The organism is Streptomyces sp. MJM8645 (assembly GCF_001625365.1).
GTDB lineage: Bacteria > Actinomycetota > Actinomycetes > Streptomycetales > Streptomycetaceae > Kitasatospora.
Genome location: NZ_LJJF01000001.1, coordinates 7092313 through 7118662, shown reverse-complemented (window position 1 = coordinate 7118662; position 26350 = coordinate 7092313). Strand labels below are relative to the sequence as shown.

Genomic DNA, 26350 nt, shown 5'->3' with positions numbered 1-26350 from the left:
CTTCAGCAGCATGACGAAGGCAATCACCCTGACCGGCCTGCGCAAGACCTTCGGCCGGACCACCGCGCTGGACGGCCTCGACCTCACCGTCGAGACCGGCGAGGTGCACGGATTCCTGGGGCCCAACGGCGCCGGGAAGTCCACCGCCATCCGGGTGCTCCTCGGCCTGCTGCGCGCCGACGGCGGCAGCGCCCGACTGCTCGGCAAGGACCCCTGGCACGACGCCGTCGAACTGCACCGCCGCCTCGCCTACGTCCCCGGCGACGTCGAACTGTGGCCCAACCTCACCGGCGGCGAGGCCATCGACCTGCTGTCCCGGCTGCGCGGCCGGCTCGACCGCCGCCGCCGCGACGAGCTGATCGAGCGCTTCGACCTCGACCCCACCAAGAAGGGCCGCAGCTACTCCAAGGGCAACCGGCAGAAGGTCGCCATCGTCGCCGCGCTCGCCTCCGACGCCGAACTGCTGCTGCTCGACGAGCCGACCTCCGGCCTCGACCCGCTGATGGAGGTGGTCTTCCAGGACGTCGTCCTCCAGGCCCGGCGGCAGGGGCGGACCGTCCTGCTGTCCAGCCACATCCTGGACGAGGTGGAGAAGCTCGGCGACCGGGTCAGCATCATCCGCCACGGCCGGGTGGTGCAGACCGGCAGCCTCGGCGAACTGCGCCACCTCACCCGCACCACGGTCGAGGCCGAGACCCACCGCCCCGTCACCGGACTGGAGACGCTGGAGGGCGTGCACGCCGTCCGCACCGAGGGCGCCCGGGTGCACTTCGCCGTGGACGGCGCCCACCTGGACGCCGCCATCCGCCGCCTCGGCGAGGCCGGACTGCGCAGCCTGGTCAGCCACCCGCCCACGCTGGAGGAGCTGATGCTGCGCCACTACGGCGACGAGCTGGCCGCCAACGGGCACCCGCTCGACGGCGAGGCCGCCCGATGACCGCCACCACCACCGCGACCAGCGCGCCCGCCACGGCCCCGCGCCCGCCCCGCCCGCACACCACCCTGGCCGGCACCGCCACGCTGCTCCGCTTCGCCCTGCGCCGCGACCGGCTCCGCCTCTCCGCCTGGGTGCTCGGCCTCGGCCTGCTCACCCTCGCCAGCGCCAACAGCGTGCACACCCTCTACCCGACCGCCGCCGACCGCGCCTCGATCGCCCACGCCTCCGCCGGCTCAGCCGTCCTCGCCATGACCGGCCCCGGGCACTACCTGGCCGACTACACCTGGGGCGCCATGCTCGGCCACCGGCTGCTCGGCCTGCTGGCGGTGCTGGCCGGGCTGATGAGCGTGCTGACCGTCGCCCGGCACACCCGGGCCGAGGAGGAGAGCGGGCGGGCCGAGCTGGTCCGCTCCGCCGCCGTCGGCCGGCACGCCCAGCTCGCGGCCGCCCTGGGCGCCGCCGCCGTCGCCGACCTCGCGCTCGGCGTGCTGCTCGCCGCCGGGCTGCCCGCCCTCGGCGTCCCCGGGCTCGGCACCGGCGGCGCGCTGCTGTTCGGGGCCGCGACCACCGCCGCCGGACTGCTGTTCGCGGCGGTCGCCGCCGTCGCCGTCCAGGTCACCGCGCACGCCCGGACGGCCTCCGGGCTGGCCCTCGCGGTGCTCGGCGCCGCCTACGCGGTGCGCGCGGCCGGGGACGCCGGGTCGAACGAGCTCTCCTGGGCCTCTCCGATCGGCTGGCTCCAGCGCAGCTACCCCTTCGTGGACGACCACTGGTGGCCGCTGCTGCCCGCACTCGCCCTGACCGTCGTCACCGGCGCGGCCGGCTTCGCGCTGAGCACCCGCCGGGACGTGGGCGCCGGCCTGCGCGCCGCCCGCCCGGGGCCGCCCACCGCGCGCCCCGCCCTCGGCACCCCGCTCGGCCTCGCCCTGCGCCTGCACCGCGGCCTGCTGGGCGGCTTCGCGGTCGCGCTGCTGCTGCTCGGCGCGATGTACGGGTCGCTGCTGGGCGGCGCCGACGCGATGGTCAAGGACGTCGACCAGCTGAAGGAGGCCCTCGCCCGGCTCGGCGGCCGCTCGCTCACCGACTCCTTCGCCGCGATGACCCTGCTGGTGGTGGCGGTGGTCAGCGCGGTCTACGCGGTGCTGGCGACGCTGCGCCCGCGCGCCGAGGAGAGCGCCGGGCGGGCCGAGCCGGTGCTGGCCACCGGGGTGTCCCGGTCCGGCTGGCTGGGCGGGCACCTGGCGGCGGCATTGCTGGGCTCGACCGCGGTGCTGCTCGCGGCGGGGGTGGGCTTCGGCCTGGCCGGGGCGCTGTCCACCGGTGACGCCGGCGCGTTCCCGCGACTGCTCGGCGCGGCCCTGGCGTTCGCGCCCGCCCAATGGGTGACGGTGGGTTTCGCCGCCGCCGTGTACGGCTGGCTGCCCCGGGCGACGCAGCTGGCCTGGCTGGTGCCGGCGTACGCGTTCGTGATCGGGTACCTGGGCCCGCTGCTGAAGCTCCCGGCGGGCCTGGACCGGCTCTCCCCGTTCGGGCAGGTGCCCCGGCTCCCGGCAGCCGCCATGGACTGGACGCCGCTAGCGGCGCTCACCCTGGTCGCGGCCGCCCTGATCGCCCTGGCGCTGGCCGGGTTCCGGCGCCGCGACCTGGAAGTGCGCTGACGTCAAGGCCCGCGACGGGGCCGGCCGCGGCGGGCCGGCCCCGGACCGGGTCACAGGTGCTTGACCAGCTCCGGCATCAGGTCCTGGAAGGTCCGCCCGCTGGCCGGCTGCCCGATCGCGGTCATCTGCCAACCGGTGGGCGTGCGCTGCACCTTGGCCATGATCTGCGCGGTGTACGGGCCGCCCCCGGTGAGCGTGTACCGGGCCAGTTCGGCGCCGGTCTGCTCGTCGACCAGCCGGCAGAAGGCCGCCTCGACCTCCTGGAAGGTCTGGCCGGTGAAGGAGTTGACGGTGAAGAGGATCTGGTCGACCTCGGCGGCCATCTTGGTCAGGTCGACGGTGATCGACTCGTCGTCGGTCGCGTCGCCCGCGCCGCCGACCAGGTTGTCGCCGCTGTGCCGGACGGAACCGTCATTGCTGTTGAGGTGCTGGAAGAAGACCACGTCCACCGGCCGCCCCTGGGAGAACAGCACCGCCGAGGCGTCCAGGTCGATCTCCCGACCGGCGGCCAGCAGCTTGGCGAAGAAGCCCTTGGGCTGCGCGGCCTTCCAGCCCAGGCCCATCCGGACCACACTCAGCTGACCGCCGCCCGGCTTCTCCAGGCTGATCTTCTGCCCCTTGGCCAGCGAAACGCTCATCGTGCCCTCCTCGTCCCTGCCGCCGCTCCGTGCCGTGAATCTACAGCACTGTCGAACTTCTATGATCATCCGACCGGCGCGCTCCCCGCACCCCTACCCCGCGCTCCCCCCGCCGTCACCACCGGGGGCGGTCTGCACACTGTCAAGCGCCCCGGGGAGGAGCTTGCGCGGGGCGGGCGCGCAATCCGGCTCGGTCAACCTGGCAACCGGCGATCCGACGTCTGGCGTAGCCGCGAACAGGGGCCGAACAGGCGGGCGGCACGCGGACTAGGGTCGGCTCGGAGGCGCCGCCGACCGGGAGAACGGCCGCCGACGCACCGAGCGTTCCGCGCACGTTCCCGTGATCCGCCAACCCACGCTGGGGGGACCACCATGTCCGAGCACGAAGGAACACCGCCCGCACCCGCCACCGCCGCCACCACCTCGCGCCTCGGCCGCCGCCGCCTGCTGCGGGCCGGCCTGGGCACCGGCGGCGCGCTCGCCGCCGTCCGCCTGCTGCCCGGCGGCCAGGCCTGGGCCGCCGCCCCGGAGTCCGCGCCCGTGCCCGTACCGGAGTCCGCGCCCGCACCCGCACCCCTCCCGGGCGCCGCCGCCACGGCGCAGCCCTGGCCAGACTGGGCCCGGTTCGCCCGCGTCGGCGACGGCACCTTCAACGAGCCCGCCGACATGCAGAGCGCCGTCGACGCCCTCAAGGCGCAGAACGTCAGCGTCATCGAACTCGACACCCTGCTCTCCAACTGGCTCACCGACGCCGAGTTCGCGGCCCACATGGCCGAGGTGAAGACCTTCACCGGCCTGGCGCACGCCGCCGGTCTGAAGGTCGTCATGTACTACCCCTCCCTGGAGCTGATCTCCCCCGGCGGCGAGAAGGGCCGCTCGTTCTACAAGAACGACCAGGGCGGCGCCTGGGTGCAGCGCGACCTCGCCGGAAAGCCCAACGTGTTCTACGGCAGCGTGGTGGTCTGGGTCGACCCGGGCGACGAGAGCGTCTGGCTCAGCCCCAACTCGCCCTGGCGGGACTACTACCTCAAGCGGATCAAGGGCGTGGCCGCCACCGGCGTGGACGGCATCTGGCCCGACGTCCCGATCTACTTCGACGGCGTGCTCTCCTGGTGCGACGCCTCCACCTGGGGCGCGGCCGCCTTCAAGGCCGACACCGGCCTCGCCCTGCCCAAGGCCGCCGACTTCGCCGACCCGGTGTTCCGCCGCTACGTCGAATGGCGCCACCGCAACCTGCTCCAGTTCCAGCTCGACATCGCCGCCGCCGGGCGCGCGGTCAACCCCGACCTGGTCACCTTCGTCGAGACCGTCTCGATGGACTACCGCTACGCCACCTCGATCGGCCTGGACGGCGGCTACCTGCGCCAGGCCGAGGGCGCCGTCAGCCAGGTCTGGGAGGTGGACATCCTCGGCAACTACGACGGCATGCGGCACGCCACCACCTCCGACTGGGTCTGTCTCATCTCGATGTACAAGTACGCGCGCGGCGCCAGCGGAACCAAGCCCGCCTGGGCGTTCTCCTACGGCTGGCAGGCCGACGACGCCTCGCTGGTGATGTCCCAGCTGATCGCGGCCGGCTGCAACCCCTACGAGGTGAAGACGCCGTACAAGAACGACACCGTGGACGCGGCGATGCGCGCCCGGATGTACCGCTTCGTCCAGACCAACCAGGAGCGGCTCTACAACGCCACCTCGACCGCCCAGGTCGGCATCTACCACTCCAGCCCGTCCCGGGACTACGTCAGCCCGGGCGCGGGCATCGGGATGTACGTCAACGCGACCGCACCGGCCGGGATCGCCGACTGGTGGGGCGGCGACGACCCGGAGCAGAGCTGCGCCTCCGTCCCCTGGCTGGGCGAGTTCCGGGGCGCGGTGAAGGCGCTGGTGTACGCGCACATCCCGTTCGACACGGTGCCCAGCCCCGGCCTGGCCGCCGCCGACCTGGCCCGGTTCAAGGTGCTGCTGCTGCCCGACCTCCAGGCGGTCTCGGACGCCGAGGCGGCCGTGCTGCGGGGCTTCGTCGCGGCCGGCGGGACGATCGTGATCACCGGCCCGGCACCCACCGCGCTCGAAGAACTGGGCGGCCAGCGCACCGAGTTCGCCCTCTCCGACGTGCTCGGGCTGCGCCGCGGAAGCCCGCTGCCGGCCGCCAAGCAGAACTCCTACGGCAGCGGCACCTGCTGGTACGTCCGCAACCGGGCCGGGCTCAGCTACCTCACCAAGACCGACCAGGCCTCGGCCGACCAACTGCTCGCCCCCGTCCGCCAGTCCGCACCGCCCGCCGTCACCCTGGCCGGGGACCGCCGGATCTTCCTGGACGCGCGGCGGCTCGGCAACGACACCGTCGTCCACCTGGTGAACTTCACCAACTTCGGCGACACCCCGGCGGCCTTCCGCACCACGCCCGCCAACTGCACGCTCTCCTACGCCCTCCCGGCCGGCGCCGCCGTCACGGCCGTCACCGTCGCCACCCCGGACGGCACCGACCCGACGCCCAAGCCCGTCCCGTACACCGTCACGGGAGCGACGGTCAGCGTGCCGCTGACCGTCGTGCAGTACTCGGTGGTGACGGTGACGGCGGGCTAGGTCTGTCCGGTCCTAAAGCGCGGGCGCGGGGATGCGCCAGAGGGCGGCGGGGTTGGCCTCGCCGCCCGGGGCGGACTCGAAGGCGATCCACTTCCCGTCCGGGGACCAGCTCGGCGCGCCGTCGTACGAGCCGTCGTCGCCGGTCACCCGGACGGGGCGGCCGCCGTCGGCCGCGACCACGAAGACCTGGGCGTTCGGCAGGTCGCCGAGGTTGGAGGAGAACACCAGGTACCGGCCGTCCGGGGACCAGGTGGGATCGGTGTGCTCGCCCGGCACGTCGGTGACCTGGCGCAGGCCGGTGCCGTCCGCGCCGACCGTCCACAGCGCCCAGTTCTCACTGCCGGCGGCACGCCGCTGGAAGACGATCCGGTCGCCCCGGGGCGACCAGTTCGGCTGCCGGTTGTCGGTGCCGGTGCCCTTGCCGTCGACCAGCCGGACCGGGGGGCCGCCGTCGCGGCGGACCTTCCAGAGCGAGTCCTGTTCGGCGTCGTCGCCGTGCACGGCGGCGTGTTCCGGCTCCCAGCTCTGCTGGAAGACGATCCAGGCGCCGTCCGGGGAGAAGCTCGGCTCGCTGTAGCCGCTGCCGTCCTCGTGCCGGGTGACCCGCTCGGGGCTGCCGCCGGGCGTCATCAGCCAGACCTCGTCGTGGCCGGACTCCCGGTCGGTGGCGAAGGTGAAGGCGCCGGTGGCGGCGTTCCAGCTGGTGCCCGGGAGGTTGACGGCGGCCTTGTCGGGATCCTCCAGGACCTTCTGCGGCGTGCGGCCGCCGTCCAGCGGCAGCACCCCGAGGGCGGCGGCGCCCTTGTTGTAGCCCTCGCTGAACTCGGTCAACAGCACCGAGCGGCCGTCCGGGGCGAAGGCCGGGTTCTGGGCGCTGCGACCGGCCTCGGCCCGGTAGAGCAGTTCGGCACCGTCGGCCCGGCGCTCGCCCCCGGTCGGCGGCGCGCCGCTGGCCCGGGTCGGCCGGGGCTGCGGCCCGCCCTCGGAGCCGGATTCGGCGCAGCCGGACAGCAGCAGCGCCGTGACGGCCGCGGCGGCGAAGAACGCGCGAATTCTCATGAATCACAAGCTAGTTGACTCTTCGTCACATCGCGTACGCCGGCAGGCGGATCAGGCGTCGCCGTCCAGCAGGTGCTGGCGGACCTCCTGGAAGGTCCAGGCCCCGCCGGCCGGGCGGGCGAACACCCAGACCAGGTCGAAGCGGTCCGGCCAGGTGGCGGGCGCGCCGCTGCCGGCGGCGCCGAGCGCCTCGACGATCCGCGGGATCCGCGAGTGCTCCCAGCAGATCAGCACCGGCTGGGGCCCCGCCAGGGCGGCGCCGGCCAGCGCCGTCTCCTGGGACTCGGCGTACCCGGTGTCGACGGTCAGCCCGAGCTTGGCGGCCAGCGGGGTGACGGTCTGCCGCATCCGGTGCGCCCCGGCCAGCGGGCCCTGGTCGGTGGCGGCGAGGATCCGGGCGGGGGTGCGCAGGCCGGGGGCGGGCGGGGCGAACAGGGTGGGCAGCGCCCGGGCGCGGGACCAGCCGCGCTCGGTCAGGGACTTGCCGTCGTGGCCGCCGTTCTCGTCCAGTCCCGGGTGACTGCCGTCGGGCTTCTCGCCGTGGCGGATGATCATCACCAGGGCCTCGCCGCCCGCGTCGCTAGCCCTGGCCGCGCCGGCGTCCTTGCCCGCCTTCTTGCCGGCCTTGCCGGAGGCGGCCGAGCAGCCCGCCAGCAGCGCCGGAGCGGCGATCGCCAGGCCGGTGAGCAGGGTGCGCCGGGCCGGCCGCGCCGCCACTCGGTGCTCCATCACCCGTTGCTCCATCACTCGGCCTCCCATCACCTGGCCCCCCGCCACCTGGTCTCCCACCACTCGGTGGCCCACCACTCGGCGCCCCGTCATCACTCGGCACCCCGCTCCAGGCGCACCAGCGCGTCGACCGCGACGCCGTCGCCCTCGCCCTTGTGCCCGGGCTCCGGGCCGACCGTCCGGTGCACCCGTTCGGCCCGGACGGTGCGCAGGCCGCGGTCGGCGAGGTCGGCGAGGACGTCCTCCGGGGTGAACAGCACGGCCGGGTCCTGCGGGCCGCCGACGCCCTCGGTGAGGTTGCTCAGGTCGTGCCCGACCACCAGCAGGGTGCCGCCGGGAGCGAGCGCGGCGGCGGCGCGGCGCAGCGCGGTCCGCCGGTCCTGGGCGGGGACTTGGAGATAGGCGACCAGGATCAGGTCGTAGCCGGCGGCGGGGGCCTCAAAGGTGCGGGCGTCGCCGTGCCGCCAGGTGAGCCGGTCGGCGACCTCGTCGGGCAGGTCGGCGGTGAGCCGCTCGGCGCGTTCCAGGGCGACGGCGGAGTAGTCCAGCCCGGTGACCTCCCAGCCCCGGCCGGCCAGCCAGATGGCGTTGCGGCCTTCGCCGGCGGCCAGGTCGAGGGCGTGGCCGGGGGTGTGGGCCGGGGTGAGGCCGGCCAGTTCGCGGACCACCCAGCGGTTGGGCTCGGCGCCCCACACCAGCTCGGTCGCGGCGTAGCGGTCGTCCCAGTCCTGGCTGTCCATGGCGAGTCCTCCGTTCGGCGGGCCTGCTCCGCAGCGGTCAACCTACCGGGCCCGGGCGGCGGCGGCCCGGAACGGTCCAGCGGGCGGACACCCTTGACGGCGAATATTGGTCCAGTCCAATCTGTGATGTCGTGACGCGAGCGGGTCAGCCGGCCCGCCGCGCCCGCCGTCCGTACGTCGGCACGCTCCACCTGCCCGCGCGCCCCCACAGCGCCAGGGCGGCTCCCCCGGCCCACCCGGGCCACGCACCGCCGGAACCCCCACACATCCGGAGGACACACCGCATGCACGACCGCGTCATGCCCGCACGGCCCGCCCAGGCCGCCGGGCGCCGGACCGCTCCGCGCAGACGGGCCATGGCCCTGGCCCTCGCCGCCACGCTCAGCACCAGCGGCGCCGCCCTCGCCCTGACCCTCAGCCCCGCCTCGGCCGCCCCGGTGAACCTGCTGGCCAACGGCGACTTCGAGGCCGGCACCCTGGCCGGCTGGACCTGCGCCAACGGCTCCGTCGTCACCACCCCGGTGCACGGCGGGAGTTACGCGCTCAGCGGCGCGGCCTCGGCCTCCGACACCGCGCAGTGCCAGCAGACCGTCACCGTCCAGCCGAACACCACGTACACCCTGTCCGGCTTCGTCCAGGGCAGCTACGTCTACCTCGGCGCCACCGGGACGGGCGTCAACTCCTCGGTCTGGACGCCCGGCGGCACCGGGTGGAACCAGCTGAGCACCACCTTCACCACCGGCGCCACCACCACCTCGGTGACGGTCTTCACCCACGGCTGGTACGGCACCGGCGCCTACTACGCCGACGACCTCAGCCTCACCGGCCCGGCCGGGCCCACCTCCACCGGCAGCCCCACCGCGAGCGGCAGCCCGACGGCCTCCGGAAGCCCCACCGCGTCCAGCAGTCCGACCGCGTCCGGCAGCCCCACCGCCTCGACCAGCCCCACCGCGAGCGGCAGCCCGACGGCCAGCGGCAGCCCCACCGGATCCGGCACCCCGACCGCGACGGCCACCGCCAGCGGCCCGGCCGGGGACGGCAAGGTCACCACGCCCACCGGCGTCGCCGTCAGCAAGGTCACCGCAGGCGCCGTGGTGCTCACCTGGCAGCCCTCCACCCTGACCACCGGCGACGGCCCGATCGCCTACAAGGTGTGGTCCAACGGCCAGCTGGTCGCCACCTCGATGGGCACCTCCGTCGCCGTCAGCTCGCTGCTGCCCGGCAAGGCGTACACCTTCAGCGTCCAGGGCTACTCCGGCTCCCACGCCTCCGCCCAGTCCGCCGCGGTGAGCACCACGACGGCCGCCGCGCCCGCGCAACAGCCCGTCCGCTCGGCCTACTTCGACCAGTGGGGCGTCTACGAGAACGCGTACTACCCGAAGAACGTCGACACCAGCGGCGCCGCGGGCAAGCTGGACGTCATCCACTACGCGTTCGCCAACATCGACCCCACCAAGCTCACCTGCTTCCAGGCGGTGAAGGCCTCCGACTCGACCAACGAGAACAACCCCAACGCCGGTGACGGCGCGGGCGACGCCTACGCCGACTACCAGTCCGACTACAACTCCGGCACCAGCGTGGACGGCAGCAGCGACACCTGGGAGCAGCCGCTCAAGGGCAACTTCAACCAGCTGCGCCAGCTCAAGGCCAAGTACCCGAACCTGCGGTTCACCATCTCGATCGGCGGCTGGACGTACTCCAAGTACTTCTCCGACGCGGCCGCCACCGACGCCTCCCGGAAGACCTTCGTCTCCTCCTGCGTCGACATGTTCCTCAAGGGGAACCTGCCGACCGGCGTCGCGGGCGACGCCTCCGGCGGCGCGGCCACGGCGGCCGGAATCTTCGACGGCGTCGACCTCGACTGGGAGTACCCGGGCTCGGCCGGCGGCCACACCGGCAACCACTACTCCCCCGCCGACAAGCAGAACTTCACCCTCCTGCTCAAGGAGTTCCGCACCCAGCTGGACGCCCTCGGCTCCGCCCAGGGCAAGCGCTACCTGCTGTCCGCGGCCCTGCCCAGCGGCCAGGACAAGATCGCCCAGCTGGAGACCGACAAGATCGGCAACTACCTCGACTACGCCGACGTCATGTCCTACGACATGCACGGCGCCTGGGACGCCAAGGGCCCGACCAACCACCAGGACCCGTTGCACGACAGCCCGGCCGACCCGACCACGCCGATCACCCCCGGCACCCGCAAGTACAACGTGGACACCATGCTCGCCGCGTACACCACCGGCCTGCCCGAGTACGGCATCCCCGGCGGCTTCCCCGCCAACAAGCTGGTGCTCGGCATCCCGTTCTACTGGCGCGGCTGGACGGGCGTCCCGGCCGGCTCCAACTACGGCCTGTACCAGAGCGCGACCGGCCCGACGGCCGCCAAGCCGCTGAGCCAGGAGGCCGGACTGGCCGCCTGGAAGGAGCTCAACCCGACCGCCGCCACCACCCACTGGGACCCGGTCACCGAGAGCAGCTGGGTCTACGACGGCACCAACTTCTGGACCGGCGACACCCCGCAGGCCATCCAGGCGCGCGGCGCCTACACCAAGAGCAAGGGCCTCGGCGGTCTGTTCGCCTTCTCCCTGGAGAACGACGACGCCTCCGGCACGCTGCTCAACTCCATGGACGGCAGCCTGCGCTGACGCCCGGCACACCGGTGGGCCCGCGCGGATCTCCGCGCGGGCCCACCGTGCTTCGGCGAGGTTCAGCGGGCCTTGCTCAGCCCTTCAGCCCTTCAGCCCGAGGGAGGGGAACAGGTCGACGAACGGCTGGGTGGTCACCGAGACGCTGCGGCCGAACGGATCGTCGAAGTCCCAGATCATGAACAGCAGGAACGCGATCAGCGCACTGAAGCAGCCCGCCAGGATCAACTCCCTCGGCGTGCGCCGGATCTGCAACGCGAACAGCATGCCGACGGTCACCACCGCACCGGTGATCAGGCCGAACCAGACGACCCCGGGCATGGTCGGCCCGGCGTTCTGCCCGCGCGAGTTGCGGGCGTCGTCGGCCTGGCTGATCCGGTCCATGATCGGCTGGTAGGACTGCGACTCCAGCTCGGAGGCCGGCGGCCGGGTGGCGACGTCCACCCGCAGCTTGTCCAGCAGTTCGGTGCCCTTGTCGGAGATCTCGCCGTTCTTGCGCATGTAGTCCCACTCGACCTTCACCACGTACGAGACGTAGGCGTCCACGTCGGCCCGGACCTGGTCGCGGAACTCGGCCGGGTAGACCACCGCCCGGTCGCTCACCTCCTGCAACGACTGTGCCTCCCGGAACAGGTCGTCCTGGGCGGCGCCGCGCGCCTCCCAGACACCCGCGAGGGCGAGACCGAGGACGATCGCGTAGACCACGCCGATCATCATCGTGATGTAGTCGATGACGTCCGGGGTCTCGTCGACGTTCTTCTCGGTGCCCACCCGGCGGTGCCGCAGCACCACCACCGCCACCACGACGGCACAGGCCGCCGCCATCGCGATGGCCAACGCCAACCATTCGGACATGGGAACTCCCTTCTCTGGCTCGGCTTGTGACGGAACAAAGGGTCGGACTCGGCCCCAGGCAGGTCGGGCTCCAGGGCCGGACCGGGGCCGGGGCGGGCCGCCTCGGTGGGGCGGTCAGGACCGCCCGGAACGGCCGCGGCCGCGTCCACGGCCCGGGCGCAGGGCCGCCGCCGCCAGGATGGCGGGCACGGTGACCAGCAGCATGGTGGTCGTCGCCGGGGCGTTGTGGTGGTGCTGCAGCGGGGCCGGCGGCTGCGCCGCCCGCACGTGGTACACCGGCTGCGCCGCCGGGGTCGGCCACAGCGGGCTCGGGCGCACCGGACTCGGCGTGGCCGGACTGGGGGCCACCGGGTCCGGCGGGGGCGCGGGTGCCGCCGGGGCCGGCGCCGGGGGTGCAGGCGGGTTCGGCGCGGGCGGGTTCGGCGCGGGCGGCGGAGCAGGCGCGGGTGCCGCAGGCGGCGAGGTGGGCCCAGGCGTCCTGCTGGGAGCCGGCGTTGTCGGCGCGGGGGTCGGCGACGCCGTGGGGACGGGTGTCGGAGTCGGACTGGGCTTCGACGTCGGCGAAGGCGTCGGGGTGGCGCTCGGCGTCGGCGTGGCGCTCGGCGTCGGGGTCGGTGTGGGGCTGGGCGTGTGGGTGGGGCTCGGCGTCGGGGTCGCCGTCGGGCTCGGGCAGGGGTGCGGGTGGTGATGGTGGTGGTGCCACCAGTCCCCGTGCCACCAGTCCCCGCCGTGGCCGCCGTCCCCGTCATGGCCCCCGTACCCGCCGTGCTCGTCGTCCGGGCGGCCGGGCTGTTGGCGGACCCCCGTGGTGTCCGAGGGTCGTGGTGAGGCCGGTCCGGGCGCGGCCTTCGGCGTGCGGCACGGATGGTGCCGGTGCGGGGGCTTGGGGCCCTGGTGCCGCGCGTCGGCCGTCGGGGCGACGGTGACGCCGACCTGGACGTCCACGTCGACCCCGACGTTCACGTCCCCGCCCGGCCCGACCTGCACCGACACGTCCGTCCCGGTGCAGACACACGAGTCGACGGTCGTGCCGCGCGGCTGCTCCCCGCCGTGGTGTTCGGTGCCGGACGCCGAGGCGCCGCCGACCAGGGCGCACATCGCGACCACACCGACCGCGGCGCCGATCAGCCTGGTCCGCCGACCGGAGGCCGCACCCCCACCGCCGTCCAGCGATATCCGTCGGGACTGCCGGCGCTGCGGCATGGGCTCCACTCACCTCTCGGGTCGCCAGGGACGGGATCAGAACAGGGCGATCCGCCCGGCCCGCAGGAGGACGCGGGCAGGCGTGATCAGACGTGATGGGGCACGATCAGGCGGACGGCCCGCCTTCCGGGGGCGGGCCGTCCGTCATCAGGTCAAACGATCTTCGAGCCGGCCGGTTACGGCCCGGGCCCCTTGTCGGCCGTCCTCAGTGGCGGCGGTGCGCGATCTCGACGTTCTCCAGGACGCCGACCGCGTCCGGCACCAGGATCGCGGCCGAGTAGTAGGCGCTGACCAGGTACGAGATGATCGCCTTCTCGTCGATGCCCATGAAGCGGACGGACAGCGAGGGCTGGTACTCGTCCGGGATGCCGTTCTGGTGCAGGCCGATGACGCCCTGGTTGTCCTCACCGGTACGGATCACCAGGATGGAGCTGGTGTTCTCCTTGGTGATCGGGATCTTGTTGCACGGCAGGATCGGCACCCCGCGCCAGGCCGGCACCTGCTGCCCGCCGAGGTCGACGTGGTGGGGGTACAGTCCACGGGCGTTGAACTCGCGGCCGATCGCGGCGATCGCGCGCGGGTGGGCGAGCAGGTAGTCGGGGTCGCGGCGGCGGTTGAGCAGCTCGTCCAGGTCGTCCGGGGTGGGCGGGCCGGAGTGGGTCTGGATCCGCTGGTCGAAGTCGGCGTTGTTGAGCAGGCCGAACTCCGGGTTGTTGACCAGCTCGTGCTCCTGGCGCTCGCGCAGCGCCTCGATGGTCAGCCGGAGCTGGTGCTCGACCTGGTTCATCGGCTCGTTGTACAGGTCGGCGACGCGGGTGTGGACCTTGAGGATGGTTTGCGCGACGCTCAGCTCGTACTCGCGGGGCTTGAGCTCGTAGTCCACGAAGGCGCCGGGCAGCTCGAACTCGCCGTGGTGGCCGGCCGACATGGCGATCTCGGCCTCGCCGCGCTCGTTCTGGGCCTGCTGCGGCAGGGCCAGGAACCCGAGCAGGTGCTCCTGGAGGCTCGGCGAGTTGTCCCGGATGGCGGCGAAGTCGCGGCGGGTCAGGGTGAGCGCGACGCCGGCGGTGGCGGTCGTGGCGGTGAACTCCCAGGCGGCGTCCGGGTTCAGCAGGGCGTCGTCGCCGAAGCGGTCGCCGTCGCCGGCCACGCCGACCACGGTGTCGTCGCCGTACTTGCCGGTGCCGATCTTGTTGACCTTGCCGTGCGCGATCAGGAAGATCCGGTCGGCGGCCTCGCCCTGGGTGGTGAGCACCTCGCCGGGGCCGAAGTCGCGCTGCTCGCAGCGGTCGGCGAGGGCGGTCAGCACCTCCTCGTCCTCGAAGCCGCGCAGCAGGGCGAGCTCACCCAGCTCGGCGGGGATCACCCGGACCTGGGAGCCGGTCTTGATGAACTCGACCACACCGTTGCCGACGGTGTAGGTGAGCCGTCGGTTGACACGGTAGGCGCCGCCGGCGGCCTGTACCCAGGGAAGCACCTTGAGCAGCCAGCGGGAGGTGATCTCCTGCATCTGCGGTGCGGACTTGGTCGTGGTGGCAAGGTTGCGGGCAGCGGCCGTCGTGAGGCTGGACTGCTGCGGGACCTGCGCTGTCTCCGGGCTCGTGTCCACGGGCATCGGCAGGGGTCTCCATTCATCTGGTCGGATCACGCGGTCAGGGTCGGACGGCGACGGAGTCGTCCCTGCCCACCCCGACTGATGCCATGACGGATCATCAGACACGCGTATCGATGGGGGTGTTGGCGATTCATCGCGATCACGGCCACCGTCTCCCGGCGGCCCATCGGGAACCCTAGATCACCAGCGCCCGACCGGACCCGCGCGGAGACCGACTACCCCCCGATAGGGTGAATCTGAAGCAGTCCCATTCCGCTCGGCCCCAGGTCGCGAGAACATCCGTTCGCCACCGCGGATCCCGCACGACCGACGCCCGCCCGCGACCGCCCGCACGCCCGGACAAAGCGGACAGGCGGCGTACCTCCCGTACGACATCGGCGGGAGCGGATCGTCAACGGGGGCGGCGAAACGGGCCCGGTGAGCTGCGCCCCGACCATGGGCACCGGCCCGCCACCGGGCTCCGGGCACGCGAACGGCCCGTCAGGTGCCGGGACGGGGGCGGCCGGCACCTGACGGGGGATCGGGGATGCGCAGTGGGGGTGCGACGGGGAAGCGGCGAGGGCAGCGCCGGTCGGGCGATGCGTCAGGCGCAGGCGATCTGGCTGCCGGGGATGCCGACGATGCCGGAGTTCTTGGCCTCGCCCCCCTTGTACTCGTAGTACAGGTAGGAGTAGAAGTCGATCCTGGTCGCCGCGCCGCAGGTCGAGTCCGGCGCCACGGTGTAGGTGACCGTGAAACTGCTGGTGGCACCGGGGGCGAGCGGCACGTTGTACCGGGCGATCCCGCCGTGGACGTTGTCGCTGCAGCCGTTGGTCTGGGTGCCGCAGGCCGTGGCGGCGAACTTGAGGCCGTTCTCCAGACTGGTCTGGTAGGTCGGCTGAACGCTCTGGTACACGAACTGGATCGGCGTGTCGTACGGGTTGCTGAGCGTCAGGGTCAGGGTGAACTCGCCGCCCCGGACGGTCGTTTGCCGGTCGGAGACGGCCGTGAACGGCAGCGGGGTGTCGGCCTGGGCGGGTGTGGCGGAGAGGAGCAGACCGACGGCGAGGGCCGGGCACGCGGCGAGGGCGACACGGCTCAAATGTGTTCTGCGCATGACCAAGGAGCGTAGGGCGCCGTACCGGTTCCGTTGCCCCGCTCCGCCCCGGTCCGTACCGACGCACGAGTCGGGGGCGGACACCGTGGACCAGCCCGGCCGCGTTCCGCCCCCACTCCCCCGCCCGGGGCCCTATGCTTCGCCCGCCGCCCCGGACGGCCACCCGAGGCCCGTCGCCCGGCAGGCCGGTGCCGGTCCGGCCGCCCCGGGTCCGGCCGGTTCAGGCGGGCGGCGGCAGGATGTCGCAGAGCGCGGCGAGCGCCGCCGGGTAGGCGTGGTCGGGCGGCGTGGCGTAGCCCACGACCAGGCCGTCCATGACCGGCATGGCCTCCGGGCCGATCCCCGGGTGCCGGAAGTCGGCGAGCCCGTCCAGGCCCAGGCCCCGGTGGGCGGCGGCCTGGAGCACCGCGTCCTCGGTGCCGGGCTCCAGCCGCAGGACGGCGTGCAGGCCGGCCGCGACGCCGGAGACCCCGACGTGCGGGGCGCGCGCCGCCAGCGCGGCCACCAGCTGGTCGCGGCGCTCCCGGTAGCGGCGGCGCATCCGCCGCACGTGCCGGTCGTAGCCGCCGGAGTCGATCAGCTCGGCGAGGGTCAGCTGGTCCAACGCGCTGGCCCAGCCCTCGCGTTCGCCCTTGGCGGCGAGCACCCGGTCGACCAGGTGGTCCGGCAGCACCATCCAGCCGAGCCGCAGCGCCGGTGACAGGCTCTTGCTGACCGAGCCGAGGTAGACCACCCGCTCGGGGTCGAGCCCCTGGACGGCTCCGACCGGCTGGCGGTCGTAGCGGAACTCGCCGTCGTAGTCGTCCTCCAGCAGCAGGCCGCCGCGCCCGCGCGCCCAGTCGACCACGGCGGCGCGGCGGCCGGCGTGCAGCGGCCCGCCGGTCGGGAACTGGTGGGCGGGGGTGAGCAGGGCCGTCCGGACGTCCTGACGGTGCGCCAACCCGCCGAGCCGGGCGCCGTGTTCGTCGACCGGAAGGGGCACGGTGGCGACCCCGGCGGCGGCCAGCAGCCCGCGGTGGAACCCCAGCCCGTACGCCTCGACGGCCAGCGGCCCGGTCGCCTCGGGCGGCAGGGCGGGCGCCCCGCCGGCGAACAGCAGCCGCAGCGCGTGGGCGAAGCCCGAGCAGACCACGATCCGGTCCGGGTCGGTGCGCACTCCGCGGACGCGGGCCAGGTAGTCGGCGAGGGCGGTGCGCAGTTCGGGCCGGCCCTGCGGATCGCCGGGTCCGAAGGCCTCGTTGGGCGCTGCGGTCAGGGCCCGGCGGGCGGCGGCCAGCCAGGCGGTGCGCGGGAAGGACGCGGCGTCCGGCTGGCCCTGGCGCAGGTCGTGGACGGGCCCCGGCCGCAGGGAGGGCCGAGGGGACGGGCTCGGCGGGACGGGCTCGGCGCGCTCGGCGACGGCGGTGCCGGAGCCCTGACGGGCGGTCAGCCAGCCCTCCGCGACGAGTTCGGCGTACGCCTCGGCGGCGGTGTTGCGGGCCAGCCCGAGGTCGGCGGCGAGCGCGCGGTACGGCGGCAGCCGGGTGCCGGGGGCGAGTCGGCCGCTGCGGATCGCCTCGCGCAGGGCCGCCATCAGCGCGGCACGGCGGCCCCCGACGGCGGGGAGGTCGAGGTGCAGGTCGCTGCCGGTCGGGTGGGCGGGCCCGGTGGGGTGCGCGCCCGGCGTTTCCGTCATGGTCACGCACCCTACCCGCCGCCGCCCGGCCCCCTGCCGGGCGGCCCGGCCGCGCTACGGCACCACGGTGACCGGCCAGCGGCCCGCCTTCACCAGGCGGACGGCGACCGAGCCGATCACCCGGTGCCCGGCCTGCTCGGAGGCGCCGACCACGACGGCGTCGGCGCGCAGTTCGTCCGCGAGCTTGGCCAGCCCCGTATAGGGGTCGCCGCGCATGGTGAGGAAGCGCCATTCCACCCGCCACACCTCCTTCACGTGGTGCTCGGCCTCGCGCAGGGCGGACAGCAGCTCGTCCGCGATCTCCTGGGTGGTCTCCTCCACCGCCGCCCCGGCCAGGGCGGTGGCCGCACCCAGGATCGGCTGGACGTAGGCGACCGCGAGGGTGGCGCCCTGCCGGCGGGCCAGCCCGGCGGCGTAGGCGGTGGCGCGCCAGGAGGAGTCGGAGCCGTCCAGCCCCGCCAGGATCACCTTGGGCCCGTCCGTCCCCAGTTCGAAGCCCGCGGGGGCCGCTGCCACCCCGGGCTCCTCGGCGCCGCCGACGGCCTCCATGTCCTCTGCATCGCTCTCGTTGCTCATGGCCCCGAGGCTATGCCCGCCACCGTGCGTGAGCGGAGGGGGCCCTCCCGGTGAGGGTTGTGGTGCGGGCCACCCGGGGCGCCGGACGGTGCGGCGATTTCGACACCGGGGGCTGGTGGGCCGTCACGCGCTGTCGACGATGTGGGCGGGCTCACAGGACATGCGGCGTGACGCAGGCCACTTCGCCGGGTGGTTTGATCTTGCAAATGGTGGCAAATCGGGCCAAATCATGCCATTTCCTTGATCCTTACGACCGGTAACAGCCCCCTGACGTGCCTAAACCTCCAAATCCTTGAAACCGCCTCAATCGCCCCCGTACCTTCGAACTCGTTGCACCAAGCACTCCGCTCCGGTCGGCCTCACCGCCCCGGAACCGGAACGGTGCCGGACCAGGCGAGCAACGTGTCCCCCGAAACCAACGGCCTTCCGAGGGCCTGGTTCCGCACGCTCGCAGCCCCCTCCGAAAGGACCCGCATGACTTTCCGTAACGAGACTGCCGCTGCCACCACCACTGCCACCCCGAAGCGCCGCAACCGCGTCCGGATGGCTCTGATGGCCGGGGCGATCACCGCCCTGCCGGTCGCCGGCCTCGTCACGGCCACCAGCGCCTCCGCCGCGCCGGCCACGGTCTGGGACAAGGTCGCCTCCTGCGAGGCCACCGGCAACTGGGCCGTCAACTCCGGCAACGGCTTCTTCGGCGGCCTGCAGTTCACCTCCAGCACCTGGGCCGCCTTCGGCGGCACCGCGTACGCCCCGCAGGCCCACCAGGCCACCAAGGACCAGCAGATCGCCATCGGCGAGAAGGTCCTCGCCGCCCAGGGCCCCGGCGCCTGGCCGATCTGCTCCGTCAAGGCCGGTCTGGGCAAGTAGTCCCCACCCCTCGGCCCACCTGTCCAGGGCCCCCGACGCCGCCGCACCCTCCCCGGGTGCGGCGGCGTCGTCGCGTTCCCGCCCGCCGCGGCCGACCACACGCCCGCGCAGCGCCGCACGGTGCCCGTTCCGCTCGTGCACGGGCTTCCCCGGGGGCCCCGGCCGGGCCCCGGCGCGTACCGAGGTGGCGACGTTCCGGCCGCGAGCCGGTCACGAACCGATCCGGCGCACCGCACGGCAGGTACGGTCGGCTCGCCGGGACCGTAGGCGAATCCACCGGGGGGATCATGCGCCGCACCTGGACCCTGCTCGTGCTCGTGGCCTCGCTCGGGCTGGCCGCCTGCGATCCGCACACCGATCCCGGCCGCACGCTGCCGCCGGACGACCGGCCCGGCTACGCGGTCCCCGCACCCAGCCCGCCCCACCCGCCGATGCCCGAGCTGCGCGGCCAGACCGTCCTGGCGGCACGGGCGCTGCTGCCCCTCTGGTACCCGGTCAGCGTGCGGGACGCCGATCCGCGGGGGCGGGTCGTGGTGGTGCAGTGGGAGTGGCAGGTGTGCGGGCAGAGCCCGGCGGCCGGCGAGGTGCTGACCGGGCAGGTGATCGGCCTGACCGCGATGCGCGTCGAGGAACCCTGCCCGTAGCGCAGGCCTGACGGCCCGCAGGGCCTACGCCGTGCCCGGCCGGGGCGGGAGCGGCAGCGGGAGAGCAGGCAGGCCGTCGATGCTGGTGCCGACGTACTGCTTGCCCTCGCAGTAGGTGTTGAACTCCTCCTCGTCCTTGCGGCCGAAGTACTGCGCGTGCAGCTCGCGGTCGGCGCGGAAGTCCATCAGCGGGACGGCGAACCCGCAGGAGTCGCTGACCCGTTCGGCCCGCACCAGCACGATCGCGCGCAGCCCCGAGCCGTCGACGGCCGGGTCGAAGCGGCCCAGCAGCCCGGCGAAGCGCGGGTCGTCGCGGAACACCGGCTCGCCCCGGCCGTGCACCCGCACCACGGTCGGCGGGCCGTCGAAGGCGCACCACATCAGCGTGATCCGGCCGTTCTCCCGCAGGTGGGCGATCGTCTCGGCGGTGGATCCGCCGAAGTCCAGGTAAGCGAGGGTGAGTTCGTCGATCACCACGAGCGTGCCGGAGCGGCCCTTGGGCGAGACGTTGACGTGCCCGTCGGTCGAGACGGGCGCGGTCGCGACGAAGTAGACGGGCTGCCGTTCGATGAACGCCCGCAGCCTGCCGTTGATGCTCTCATACTGCTTTCCCATGCCCATCAGTGTGCGCGCATCTCGCCCGACAAAAAAGCATGATCCACTGAGCGAGACGGACGCTCCACCCGAGGGCACCCGCTGGACGGCCGAACTCGGCCGCCCCGGTGCGCATTTGTCCAGGACGCCCGTTCCACTGCGGTACGCGCCCCTCCGGCCGCCGATACTGGAAACGTGACGACGGAAGCCCCCGAGACGTCCGCAGCCGCAGCCGACGAGGCCGCAGACCCGGCCGCCGACACCGACGCCGGCCTGATCGACGAAGCCGTCCGCGCCCGGCCCGCGCCCGCGCTGCGCCCGTACGTGGCGTGGTACTCCGGGTACCGCCAGCGCGGCATCCCGCCCGCCCTGCACCGCGGCCTGCCGTCCCCGTACCTGACGTTCATCCTCACCCTGGACGAGCCGCTGGTGATCGCCGGGCACCCCGACCCGACACAGCCGCCCGGCAGCTACCCGACGCTGCTCGGCGGCCTGCACACCGGCCCGGCCCTGATCACCCACGACGGCCGGCAGTCCGGCGTGCAGATCGCCGTACACCCGCTGGCCGCCCGGGCGCTGTTCGGGCTGCCCGCCGGCGAGTTGGCCGGGATCGACCTCCCGGCGGAGGAGGTGCTGGGGCGGCTCGGCCCGCGCCTCCAGGAGCAGTTGCAGTCCGCGCACACCTGGTCCGAGCGCTTCGCCGTGCTGGACGGGACGCTGCTGCGGGCCGCCCGTCCGTCCGGGCAGGTGCCTCCGGAGGTCGGCTGGGCCTGGCGGGCGCTGCGGCGCAGCAACGGCGCCCTGCCGGTGGCGGCGCTGGCCCGGGAGACCGGCTGGAGCGCCCGGCACCTCCAGGAGCGGTTCCGCCGGGAGACCGGTCTGACGCCGAAGGCCGCCGCCCGGGTGATCCGCTTCGACCGGGCCCGCCATCTGCTGGCCGCCTCGCCGCCGCCCCGGCTCGGCGACCTGGCCGTCCGCTGCGGGTACTTCGACCAGGCGCACCTGGCCCGGGAGTTCCGTGCCCTGGCCGGGGCGGCGCCGAGCGTATGGCTGGCGGCGGAGGGGCCGGAGGAGGCGAAGTTCCGAAACGTCCAAGGCGCGGCGGCTGCGGCGGCCGCAGAGTGGGAGGCGTAAGCAACCCGAGCCCCCGAGGAGACAGCCATGGACGGCACCGCCCCCGCCCCGCAGGTCTGGCCCAGCCTGCGCGCCACCGACGCCCGGGCCCTGATCCGCTTCCTGGTCGACGCCTTCGGCTTCCAGGAGGTCGTCACCTACGGTGAGGGCGGGTTCGTCGCCCACGCCGAACTGGCATGGCCGGAGGGCGGCGGCGTGATGCTCGGCTCCGACCGGGAGACGCCCGAGGGCGGCGCACCCTGCCCGAGCCGGCCGGGCGGTTTCACCGCGTACGTGGTCACTGCGGACCCAGACGCCGTGCACGACCGCGCCGTCGCCGCCGGGGCCCGGATCACCACCGCGCTCACCGAGACGGACTACGGCTCGCGCGACTTCGCCGCCGCCGACCCGGAGGGCAACCAGTGGTACTTCGGCACCTACCCGGGCGCGCCCCGGCCCGCCGCCCCCGCGCGGGGCTGAGCGTCCCGCCGCCGACGCCGGTGGACCGGCTGCGCCCCCGCCGCCGTCCGGGCAGACTGGCTGCGGGGCCACGCACAGGCCCGCCCAGGCTCCGGAGAGCACCCATGCCGCAGCTCACGGTGGACGGGCGCACCCTCGCGCTCTCCCACCTCGACAAGGTGTACTACCCGCGCACCGGCACCCTCAAGGGCGAGGTGCTGCGTTACTACGCCGCCGTGCACGGCGCCCTGCTGCCCCACCTGCGCAACCGCCCGGTCTCCTTCCTGCGCTGCCCGGACGGTGTGGAGGCCGAGGTGTTCATCGCCAAGAACCCGCCGGCCGGCACCCCGCGCTGGGTGCGCACCGTCGAGGTGCCGAGCAGCGGCGGTGGCCTGCGCCAGGTGGTCCTCGACGACGGCGCCGCGCTGCTCTGGGCCGCCAACCTGGGCTGTCTGGAACTGCACGTCCCGCAGTGGCACGCGGCCGCACCCGGGCTCGCCGACCGCCTCGTCCTGGACCTCGACCCCGGCGCGGGCGCGTCCGTCCTCACCTGCCGCACCGTCGCCGTCCTGCTGCGCGAGCGGCTCGCGGCGGACGGCCTGGCGGCCTGGGTGAAGACCTCCGGCTCCAAGGGCCTGCACCTGCTGGTCCCGATCGAGCCCACCCCCAGCGCCCGGGTCTCGGCGTACGCGAAGGCGCTCGCCGCCGCCCTGGAGGGCGACCGCCCGGAGCTGGTGGTGCACACCATGGCGAAGGCCCGGCGGGCCGGCCGGGTGCTGGTCGACTGGTCGCAGAACAACGCCAGGAAGACCACCGCCGCGCCGTACACCCTCCGGGCCCGGCCGCTGCCGACGGTCTCCACCCCGCTGTCCTGGGCCGAGCTGGAGCGCGCCGGCACGGCGGACGACCTGGTGTTCACCCTCGCCGAGGTGCCGGAGCGCCTCGCCGCCCACGGCGACCTGTTCGCCCCGCTGCTGGACCCGGAGCGGGCCCGACCGCTCCCGGCCGGCCCGACGACCCGGCAGGAGCAGCCCCGCCAGGAGCAGCCCCGCCAGGTGCTCCACCCGCCCGTCGAGGTGATGCGCCCCGCCGCCGTCACCGCCGTCCCGCCCGCCGACGGCCTGGGCGGCGCGGGCGTGCAGTACGAGCTGAAGCTGGACGGCTTCCGCTGCGTCGCCTTCGCCCGCGGCGCCCGCCCGCCCGTCCTGCAGTCCCGCACCGGCCGCGACCTCGCCCCCGAGTTCCCGCCGATCGCCGCCGCCGTCGCCCGGCTGCCCGAAGGGCTGGTGCTGGACGCCGAACTCGTCGCCTGGCGGGCCGGCCGGTTCGCCTTCGGGGAACTGCTGCGCACCCGCCGGGCCCGGGCCGCCGCCCCGGACGTCGTCCTCGGCCTGATCGCCTTCGACCTGCTCGCCCTGCCGGGCCGCGACCTGCGCCGGCTGCCGCTCACCGACCGCCGCCGGCTGCTGCTCGCCGCCCTGGCCGACGTCCCGCCGCCGATCCAGCCGGTCCTGGCCACCACCGACCGGGCGGAGGCACTGGACTGGATGGCCCGCCTCGCCGACACCGGCGTCGAGGGCCTGGTCTGCAAGGCCGCCGGCTCCCCCTACCGCCCGCGAGGCGCCGGCCGCGCCTGGGTCAAGTACCGCCGCAGCGACACCCTCGACGCCACCGTCCGCGCCTTCACCGGTCCGGCCTCCCGTCCGCACGCCCTCGTCCTCGAACTCGACGACGGCCGGGTGCTCCTCAGCACCCCCCGGCTCACCCCTGTCCAGGCCCGCGAGGTCGCCGAGGCCGCCGCTCCCCTCGCCGGCCCGCCCGTCACCGACCCCGAACACGGCCCGGTCCACCCCCTCACCGGCCCGCTGCGCGCCGAACTGACCCTCACCGGCCGCCCACCCGCCGCCGCCTTCGTCCGGCTGCGCGGCGACTGACCGCCCCCGGTGCACCTCAGGTCTCGAATGACCCGGAACTCCCCGTAGCAGGACGCGGGTTCACCCCTTCCGGCGCTTCGCCGCGTGGACGAACTCGGTGACCAGGGTGTCGTTGAAGACCGGCAGGTCGGCGGGTCGGCGGCTGGTGACGAGGGGGCCGGGGCCGGCGCGGCAGACGTGCACCTCCTCGTCCACCCAGTGGGCGCCTGCGTTGCGCAGGTCGGTGCGCAGGCTAGGCCAGGAGGTGAGGGTGCGGCCGCGGACGGCGTCGGCCTCGATCAGGGTCCAGGCGGCGTGGCAGATCGCGGCGACCGGGCGGCCGGAGGCGCAGTAGGCGCGGACGAAGGCCACCGCGGCCTCGTCCAGCCGCAGCGCGTCGGGGCTCGCGACGCCGCCGGGCAGGACCAGGCCGTCGAAGGCGGACGGCCGCGCCCCGGCGACGAGGACGTCGACGGCGAAGGTGTCGCCCGGGGCTCGGTGCCGGACGGCCTGGACGCGGCCGGGCCCGGTGGACAGCAACCGCGGGGTGCCGCCGGACTCGGCCACCGCCTGCCACGGCGAGGTCAGCTCGATCTGCTCCGCCCCGTACGGCGCGACCAGGAAGGCGATCGTCCGGCCGGTGAGCGTGGTGGACGGCCAGCCCATGGCTCAGTGCCGGTGCGGGTCGCAGGCAGAACCCAGATGGACGGCGGCGGGCGGGGTGGGGCTGAGCCGGGCGCGCGGGCAGTCCAGGTGGACGGTCAGCTCCAGGTGGTCGATCCGCGACACCAGGCCGACCGGGACGGACAGCCGGGTGCCCGCCACCCAGGGCCCTGCGTCGATCAGCAGGTGGTCCCCGGTGTCCTGTTCGACCCGGCCGAGCGGGCCGTCGGTCGCCTGCACCTCGTACCCGGTCAGGCTCAGGTCGGCGGCGTGGTGGGGGCCCGGACGGTACTCCCACAGGTCGGTGGTCATCATGCCTCCGGTTGGTCCCAGGGGCGGCGTTCGCGGCGCTCGTCCCGGTCGGGGGGTGCGGCCCGGCGTTCGCCCCGGTCCCGGCCCGCAGCCTGGTCCCGGCCCTCGCCCCGGCCCGCGGCCCGGCGGCGCAGCAGCGCCGAGGTGGCGATCGCCGCCGCCACCGAGGCCGCCCACACCACCCCGAGGGCGGTCAGCACCGCGGTGGTCGGGGTCCGCACGCCGATGCTGAGGCAGATCGCGGACATCACCAGGGCGGTCAGCACCACCCCGGCGGACAGGCGGCGCCCGACGCCGCGCAGCACGCGCCGGGCCCGGCTCGGCGGCTTGGCGCCCATCGTGCTCAACTTCCGGTCGAGGCGCGTGTCCTGGCGCAGATCGGACTCGATCTCCTCAAGGAGCCGTCGCTCCCATCCGCTCAACGCGGGTCCGTCCATCTCGGTCACCTCCGACACTTCCGGTGACGTGCTCGCACCCGGGCGGTTGCCCGGTACGGGCAGGCGCTAACCGCTCAGGGGGCCGCCGGTTACGACGTGTGGTGCGGCGCCGGCGGCGGCGCCCACGGGGCCGAAGGCCCGGGGACGGGCCAGCAGGCTGTCGTCCAGGACGCGCAGCAGGGCGTCGGCGTCGCGGTGGACCTCGACCGCGCCCGCCGCCCGCAGCTCGGGGCCGGCGTCCGCACCGGCCGCCAGGGCGACGCACGGCACCCCGGCCCGCCGCGCCGCCAGCACCTCGCGCACGCTGCCGGCCACCGCCACGGCGTGCGACGCCGTGCCGCCGACCAGTTCCAGCGCGGCCCGCACCGGGTCACGCCCGGGGGCGGTCACGGTCAGGGCCGGTGCCCCGCCGGGCCCGGGCCCGGTCAGCACGACCGTCCAGCCCCGGGCGGCGCACTCCCGCAGCAGTTCGGCGGAACCGGCCGGCGCAGGGCGCCAATCGGTACCGAAGAGAGCCGCCGAGATCACCGTCATGGCCGACCGTTTCCCTTCCCGGGCCACGCACCGTACGCGCCCTTCCAGGTTAGGCCGCTCCCCCGCCGTGCGCGCAGCCTGCGGCCCACCGGTTTCCCGGCACCGGGAGGACCCGCGCGGCGGCCGGTCGGCGGGCCTACCCGGCGTCCGGGTCGGTGGCGAGGCGGGCGTGGAGGTGTTCGTCGACGTAGTCGCCGTCGCCGTAGCGGTAGGACGCCCGGGTGGTGCCCTCGTGGCGGAAGCCGCCGCGGACGGCGACGCGGCAGGAGGCCTCGTTGCCGACTCCGTGCCAGAGCTCGATGCGGCGGGCGTCGGCGGTGGCGACGGCCCAGCGGGTGACGGCGGTGGCGGCGCGGGTGGCGATGCCCCGGCCGCGGGCGGTGGGGAGCAGCCAGTAGCCGACCGTGGCGATGCCGTCCGACTGGTTGGTCCAGCCCAGGAAGGCGTTGCCGTGGAGGGTCCCGTCGAGGGCGTCGGTGATCGCGAAGGCGGCCGCGCGCCCCTCGGCCCAGCCGGTGTCGCAGCGGTCGAGGTAGGCCTCGGCGTCGGCCGGGTCGGCGATCCGCAGCGGGTTCCAGCGGGCGATCTCCGGGTCGGCCGCGGCCGCCACCAGGGCGGGGACGGTGCCGCCGGGCAGGTCGAGGGCCCTGCCCCAGGGGCGCAGCGCGAAGTCGCCCAGGTCGAGGGTGGCGGGCCGCAGGACGCGCCGCTCGGCGGAGTTCTCGGTGGTGCTCATCCGGCCTTCCTATCCCGCCCGCTCCGGTGCCCGCCAGCGAATTTCCCCGGCCGGGAATCCGCCCCC

General features: G+C 74.6%; 25 protein-coding genes and 1 pseudogene. 11 read left to right on the top strand and 15 right to left on the bottom strand.

Translation table 11 applies throughout. The annotated features are described in order from the left end of the window. Positions 1 to 10 precede the first annotated feature (10 nt). Positions 11 to 937 (top strand): ABC transporter ATP-binding protein, encoded by a 927-nt coding sequence (locus tag A6F73_RS29945; RefSeq protein ID WP_063350628.1) that lies wholly within the window; start codon positions 11 to 13, stop codon positions 935 to 937. Further along, positions 934 to 2595: a hypothetical protein gene (locus tag A6F73_RS29940; RefSeq protein WP_063350627.1), complete on the top strand. Its 1662-nt coding sequence runs from the start codon at positions 934 to 936 to the stop codon at positions 2593 to 2595. The genes A6F73_RS29945 and A6F73_RS29940 overlap by 4 nt, the downstream gene beginning before the upstream one ends. A gap of 50 nt (positions 2596 to 2645) precedes the next feature. Here the strand turns inward: A6F73_RS29940 and A6F73_RS29935 are convergent, their stop codons facing one another. Then, on the bottom strand, positions 2646 to 3233 hold the full coding sequence (locus A6F73_RS29935; RefSeq protein WP_063350626.1) for a TerD family protein: 588 nt from the start codon (positions 3231 to 3233) through the stop codon (positions 2646 to 2648). 372 nt (positions 3234 to 3605) lie between these two features. On the opposite strand from A6F73_RS29935, the gene A6F73_RS29930 reads away from it, so the two are divergent. Continuing rightward, positions 3606 to 5819 (top strand): hypothetical protein, encoded by a 2214-nt coding sequence (locus A6F73_RS29930; protein ID WP_063350625.1) that lies wholly within the window; start codon positions 3606 to 3608, stop codon positions 5817 to 5819. 12 nt (positions 5820 to 5831) lie between these two features. Here A6F73_RS29930 and A6F73_RS29925 read toward each other — a convergent pair whose 3' ends face one another. From A6F73_RS29925 to A6F73_RS29915, 3 genes are all read right to left on the bottom strand, one after another. Next, positions 5832 to 6878: a TolB family protein gene (locus tag A6F73_RS29925; protein WP_063350624.1), complete on the bottom strand. Its 1047-nt coding sequence runs from the start codon at positions 6876 to 6878 to the stop codon at positions 5832 to 5834. Between the two features lie 51 nt (positions 6879 to 6929). Then, positions 6930 to 7607 carry a hypothetical protein gene (locus A6F73_RS29920; protein WP_063350623.1) on the bottom strand — a complete coding sequence of 226 codons (678 nt, stop codon included), beginning with the start codon at positions 7605 to 7607 and terminating at the stop codon, positions 6930 to 6932. A gap of 92 nt (positions 7608 to 7699) precedes the next feature. Then, positions 7700 to 8347, bottom strand: coding sequence for a class I SAM-dependent methyltransferase (locus tag A6F73_RS29915; protein WP_079136135.1), 648 nt, complete (start codon positions 8345 to 8347; stop codon positions 7700 to 7702). A gap of 356 nt (positions 8348 to 8703) precedes the next feature. Between A6F73_RS29915 and A6F73_RS44440 the strand changes: the two genes are divergently transcribed. Continuing rightward, positions 8704 to 10989 carry a glycosyl hydrolase family 18 protein gene (locus A6F73_RS44440; RefSeq protein WP_107453107.1) on the top strand — a complete coding sequence of 762 codons (2286 nt, stop codon included), beginning with the start codon at positions 8704 to 8706 and terminating at the stop codon, positions 10987 to 10989. A gap of 84 nt (positions 10990 to 11073) precedes the next feature. Here A6F73_RS44440 and A6F73_RS29905 read toward each other — a convergent pair whose 3' ends face one another. Then, positions 11074 to 11844, bottom strand: a complete 771-nt coding sequence (locus A6F73_RS29905) for a DUF4239 domain-containing protein (RefSeq protein ID WP_063350621.1) — start codon at positions 11842 to 11844, stop codon at positions 11074 to 11076. A 190-nt stretch (positions 11845 to 12034) separates the two neighbouring features. On the opposite strand from A6F73_RS29905, the gene A6F73_RS39660 reads away from it, so the two are divergent. Then, positions 12035 to 12532, top strand: coding sequence for a hypothetical protein (locus tag A6F73_RS39660; RefSeq protein WP_159398575.1), 498 nt, complete (start codon positions 12035 to 12037; stop codon positions 12530 to 12532). A gap of 720 nt (positions 12533 to 13252) precedes the next feature. Here the strand turns inward: A6F73_RS39660 and A6F73_RS29890 are convergent. The 4 genes from A6F73_RS29890 to A6F73_RS29875 form a co-directional block, all read right to left on the bottom strand. Continuing rightward, the gene (locus A6F73_RS29890) at positions 13253 to 14662 is read right to left on the bottom strand and encodes a family 2B encapsulin nanocompartment shell protein (RefSeq protein ID WP_063350619.1); all 1410 of its coding nucleotides are present in this window, start codon (positions 14660 to 14662) and stop codon (positions 13253 to 13255) included. A gap of 583 nt (positions 14663 to 15245) precedes the next feature. After that, positions 15246 to 15758 carry a hypothetical protein gene (locus A6F73_RS29885; RefSeq protein ID WP_063350618.1) on the bottom strand — a complete coding sequence of 171 codons (513 nt, stop codon included), beginning with the start codon at positions 15756 to 15758 and terminating at the stop codon, positions 15246 to 15248. Positions 15759 to 15978: 220 nt separating this feature from the next. Further along, the gene (locus tag A6F73_RS29880) at positions 15979 to 17433 is read right to left on the bottom strand and encodes a PLP-dependent aminotransferase family protein (RefSeq protein WP_063350617.1); all 1455 of its coding nucleotides are present in this window, start codon (positions 17431 to 17433) and stop codon (positions 15979 to 15981) included. A 54-nt stretch (positions 17434 to 17487) separates the two neighbouring features. Further along, the gene (locus tag A6F73_RS29875) at positions 17488 to 17982 is read right to left on the bottom strand and encodes a universal stress protein (protein ID WP_063350616.1); all 495 of its coding nucleotides are present in this window, start codon (positions 17980 to 17982) and stop codon (positions 17488 to 17490) included. Between the two features lie 501 nt (positions 17983 to 18483). On the opposite strand from A6F73_RS29875, the gene A6F73_RS29870 reads away from it, so the two are divergent. Both A6F73_RS29870 and A6F73_RS29865 read left to right on the top strand, forming a co-directional pair. After that, positions 18484 to 18879 (top strand): transglycosylase family protein, encoded by a 396-nt coding sequence (locus tag A6F73_RS29870; protein ID WP_063350615.1) that lies wholly within the window; start codon positions 18484 to 18486, stop codon positions 18877 to 18879. A gap of 287 nt (positions 18880 to 19166) precedes the next feature. Further along, a complete protein-coding gene (locus tag A6F73_RS29865; protein ID WP_063350614.1) occupies positions 19167 to 19523 on the top strand; it encodes a hypothetical protein in 357 nt (118 codons plus the stop codon). 24 nt (positions 19524 to 19547) lie between these two features. Here A6F73_RS29865 and A6F73_RS29860 read toward each other — a convergent pair whose 3' ends face one another. Beyond that, the gene (locus A6F73_RS29860) at positions 19548 to 20138 is read right to left on the bottom strand and encodes a pyridoxamine 5'-phosphate oxidase family protein (RefSeq protein WP_063350613.1); all 591 of its coding nucleotides are present in this window, start codon (positions 20136 to 20138) and stop codon (positions 19548 to 19550) included. A 174-nt stretch (positions 20139 to 20312) separates the two neighbouring features. Between A6F73_RS29860 and A6F73_RS29855 the strand changes: the two genes are divergently transcribed. From A6F73_RS29855 to A6F73_RS43510, 4 genes and pseudogenes are all read left to right on the top strand, one after another. Continuing rightward, a complete protein-coding gene (locus A6F73_RS29855) occupies positions 20313 to 21251 on the top strand; it encodes a helix-turn-helix domain-containing protein (protein ID WP_347878557.1) in 939 nt (312 codons plus the stop codon). Between the two features lie 27 nt (positions 21252 to 21278). Then, on the top strand, positions 21279 to 21710 hold the full coding sequence (locus A6F73_RS29850) for a VOC family protein (protein ID WP_063350612.1): 432 nt from the start codon (positions 21279 to 21281) through the stop codon (positions 21708 to 21710). Between the two features lie 104 nt (positions 21711 to 21814). Then, positions 21815 to 22693 (top strand): annotated as a pseudogene (gene ligD, locus A6F73_RS43515) (non-homologous end-joining DNA ligase); the annotation flags it as partial. Positions 22694 to 22768: 75 nt separating this feature from the next. After that, positions 22769 to 23623, top strand: a complete 855-nt coding sequence (locus tag A6F73_RS43510) for a DNA ligase (protein WP_244293741.1) — start codon at positions 22769 to 22771, stop codon at positions 23621 to 23623. Positions 23624 to 23683: 60 nt separating this feature from the next. On the opposite strand, the gene A6F73_RS29840 is transcribed toward A6F73_RS43510, so the two are convergent. The 5 genes from A6F73_RS29840 to A6F73_RS29820 form a co-directional block, all read right to left on the bottom strand. Next, the gene (locus A6F73_RS29840; RefSeq protein WP_063350610.1) at positions 23684 to 24268 is read right to left on the bottom strand and encodes a type 1 glutamine amidotransferase domain-containing protein; all 585 of its coding nucleotides are present in this window, start codon (positions 24266 to 24268) and stop codon (positions 23684 to 23686) included. A gap of 3 nt (positions 24269 to 24271) precedes the next feature. Continuing rightward, positions 24272 to 24577 carry a hypothetical protein gene (locus A6F73_RS29835; protein ID WP_063350609.1) on the bottom strand — a complete coding sequence of 102 codons (306 nt, stop codon included), beginning with the start codon at positions 24575 to 24577 and terminating at the stop codon, positions 24272 to 24274. Then, positions 24577 to 25014 (bottom strand): DUF3040 domain-containing protein, encoded by a 438-nt coding sequence (locus A6F73_RS29830; RefSeq protein WP_159398574.1) that lies wholly within the window; start codon positions 25012 to 25014, stop codon positions 24577 to 24579. Before A6F73_RS29830 ends, A6F73_RS29835 begins: the two co-directional genes overlap by 1 nt. Before the next feature lie 66 nt (positions 25015 to 25080). Then, positions 25081 to 25548 (bottom strand): hypothetical protein, encoded by a 468-nt coding sequence (locus tag A6F73_RS29825; protein ID WP_063350607.1) that lies wholly within the window; start codon positions 25546 to 25548, stop codon positions 25081 to 25083. A gap of 136 nt (positions 25549 to 25684) precedes the next feature. Continuing rightward, on the bottom strand, positions 25685 to 26284 hold the full coding sequence (locus tag A6F73_RS29820; RefSeq protein ID WP_063350606.1) for a GNAT family N-acetyltransferase: 600 nt from the start codon (positions 26282 to 26284) through the stop codon (positions 25685 to 25687). Positions 26285 to 26350: the final 66 nt, after the last annotated feature.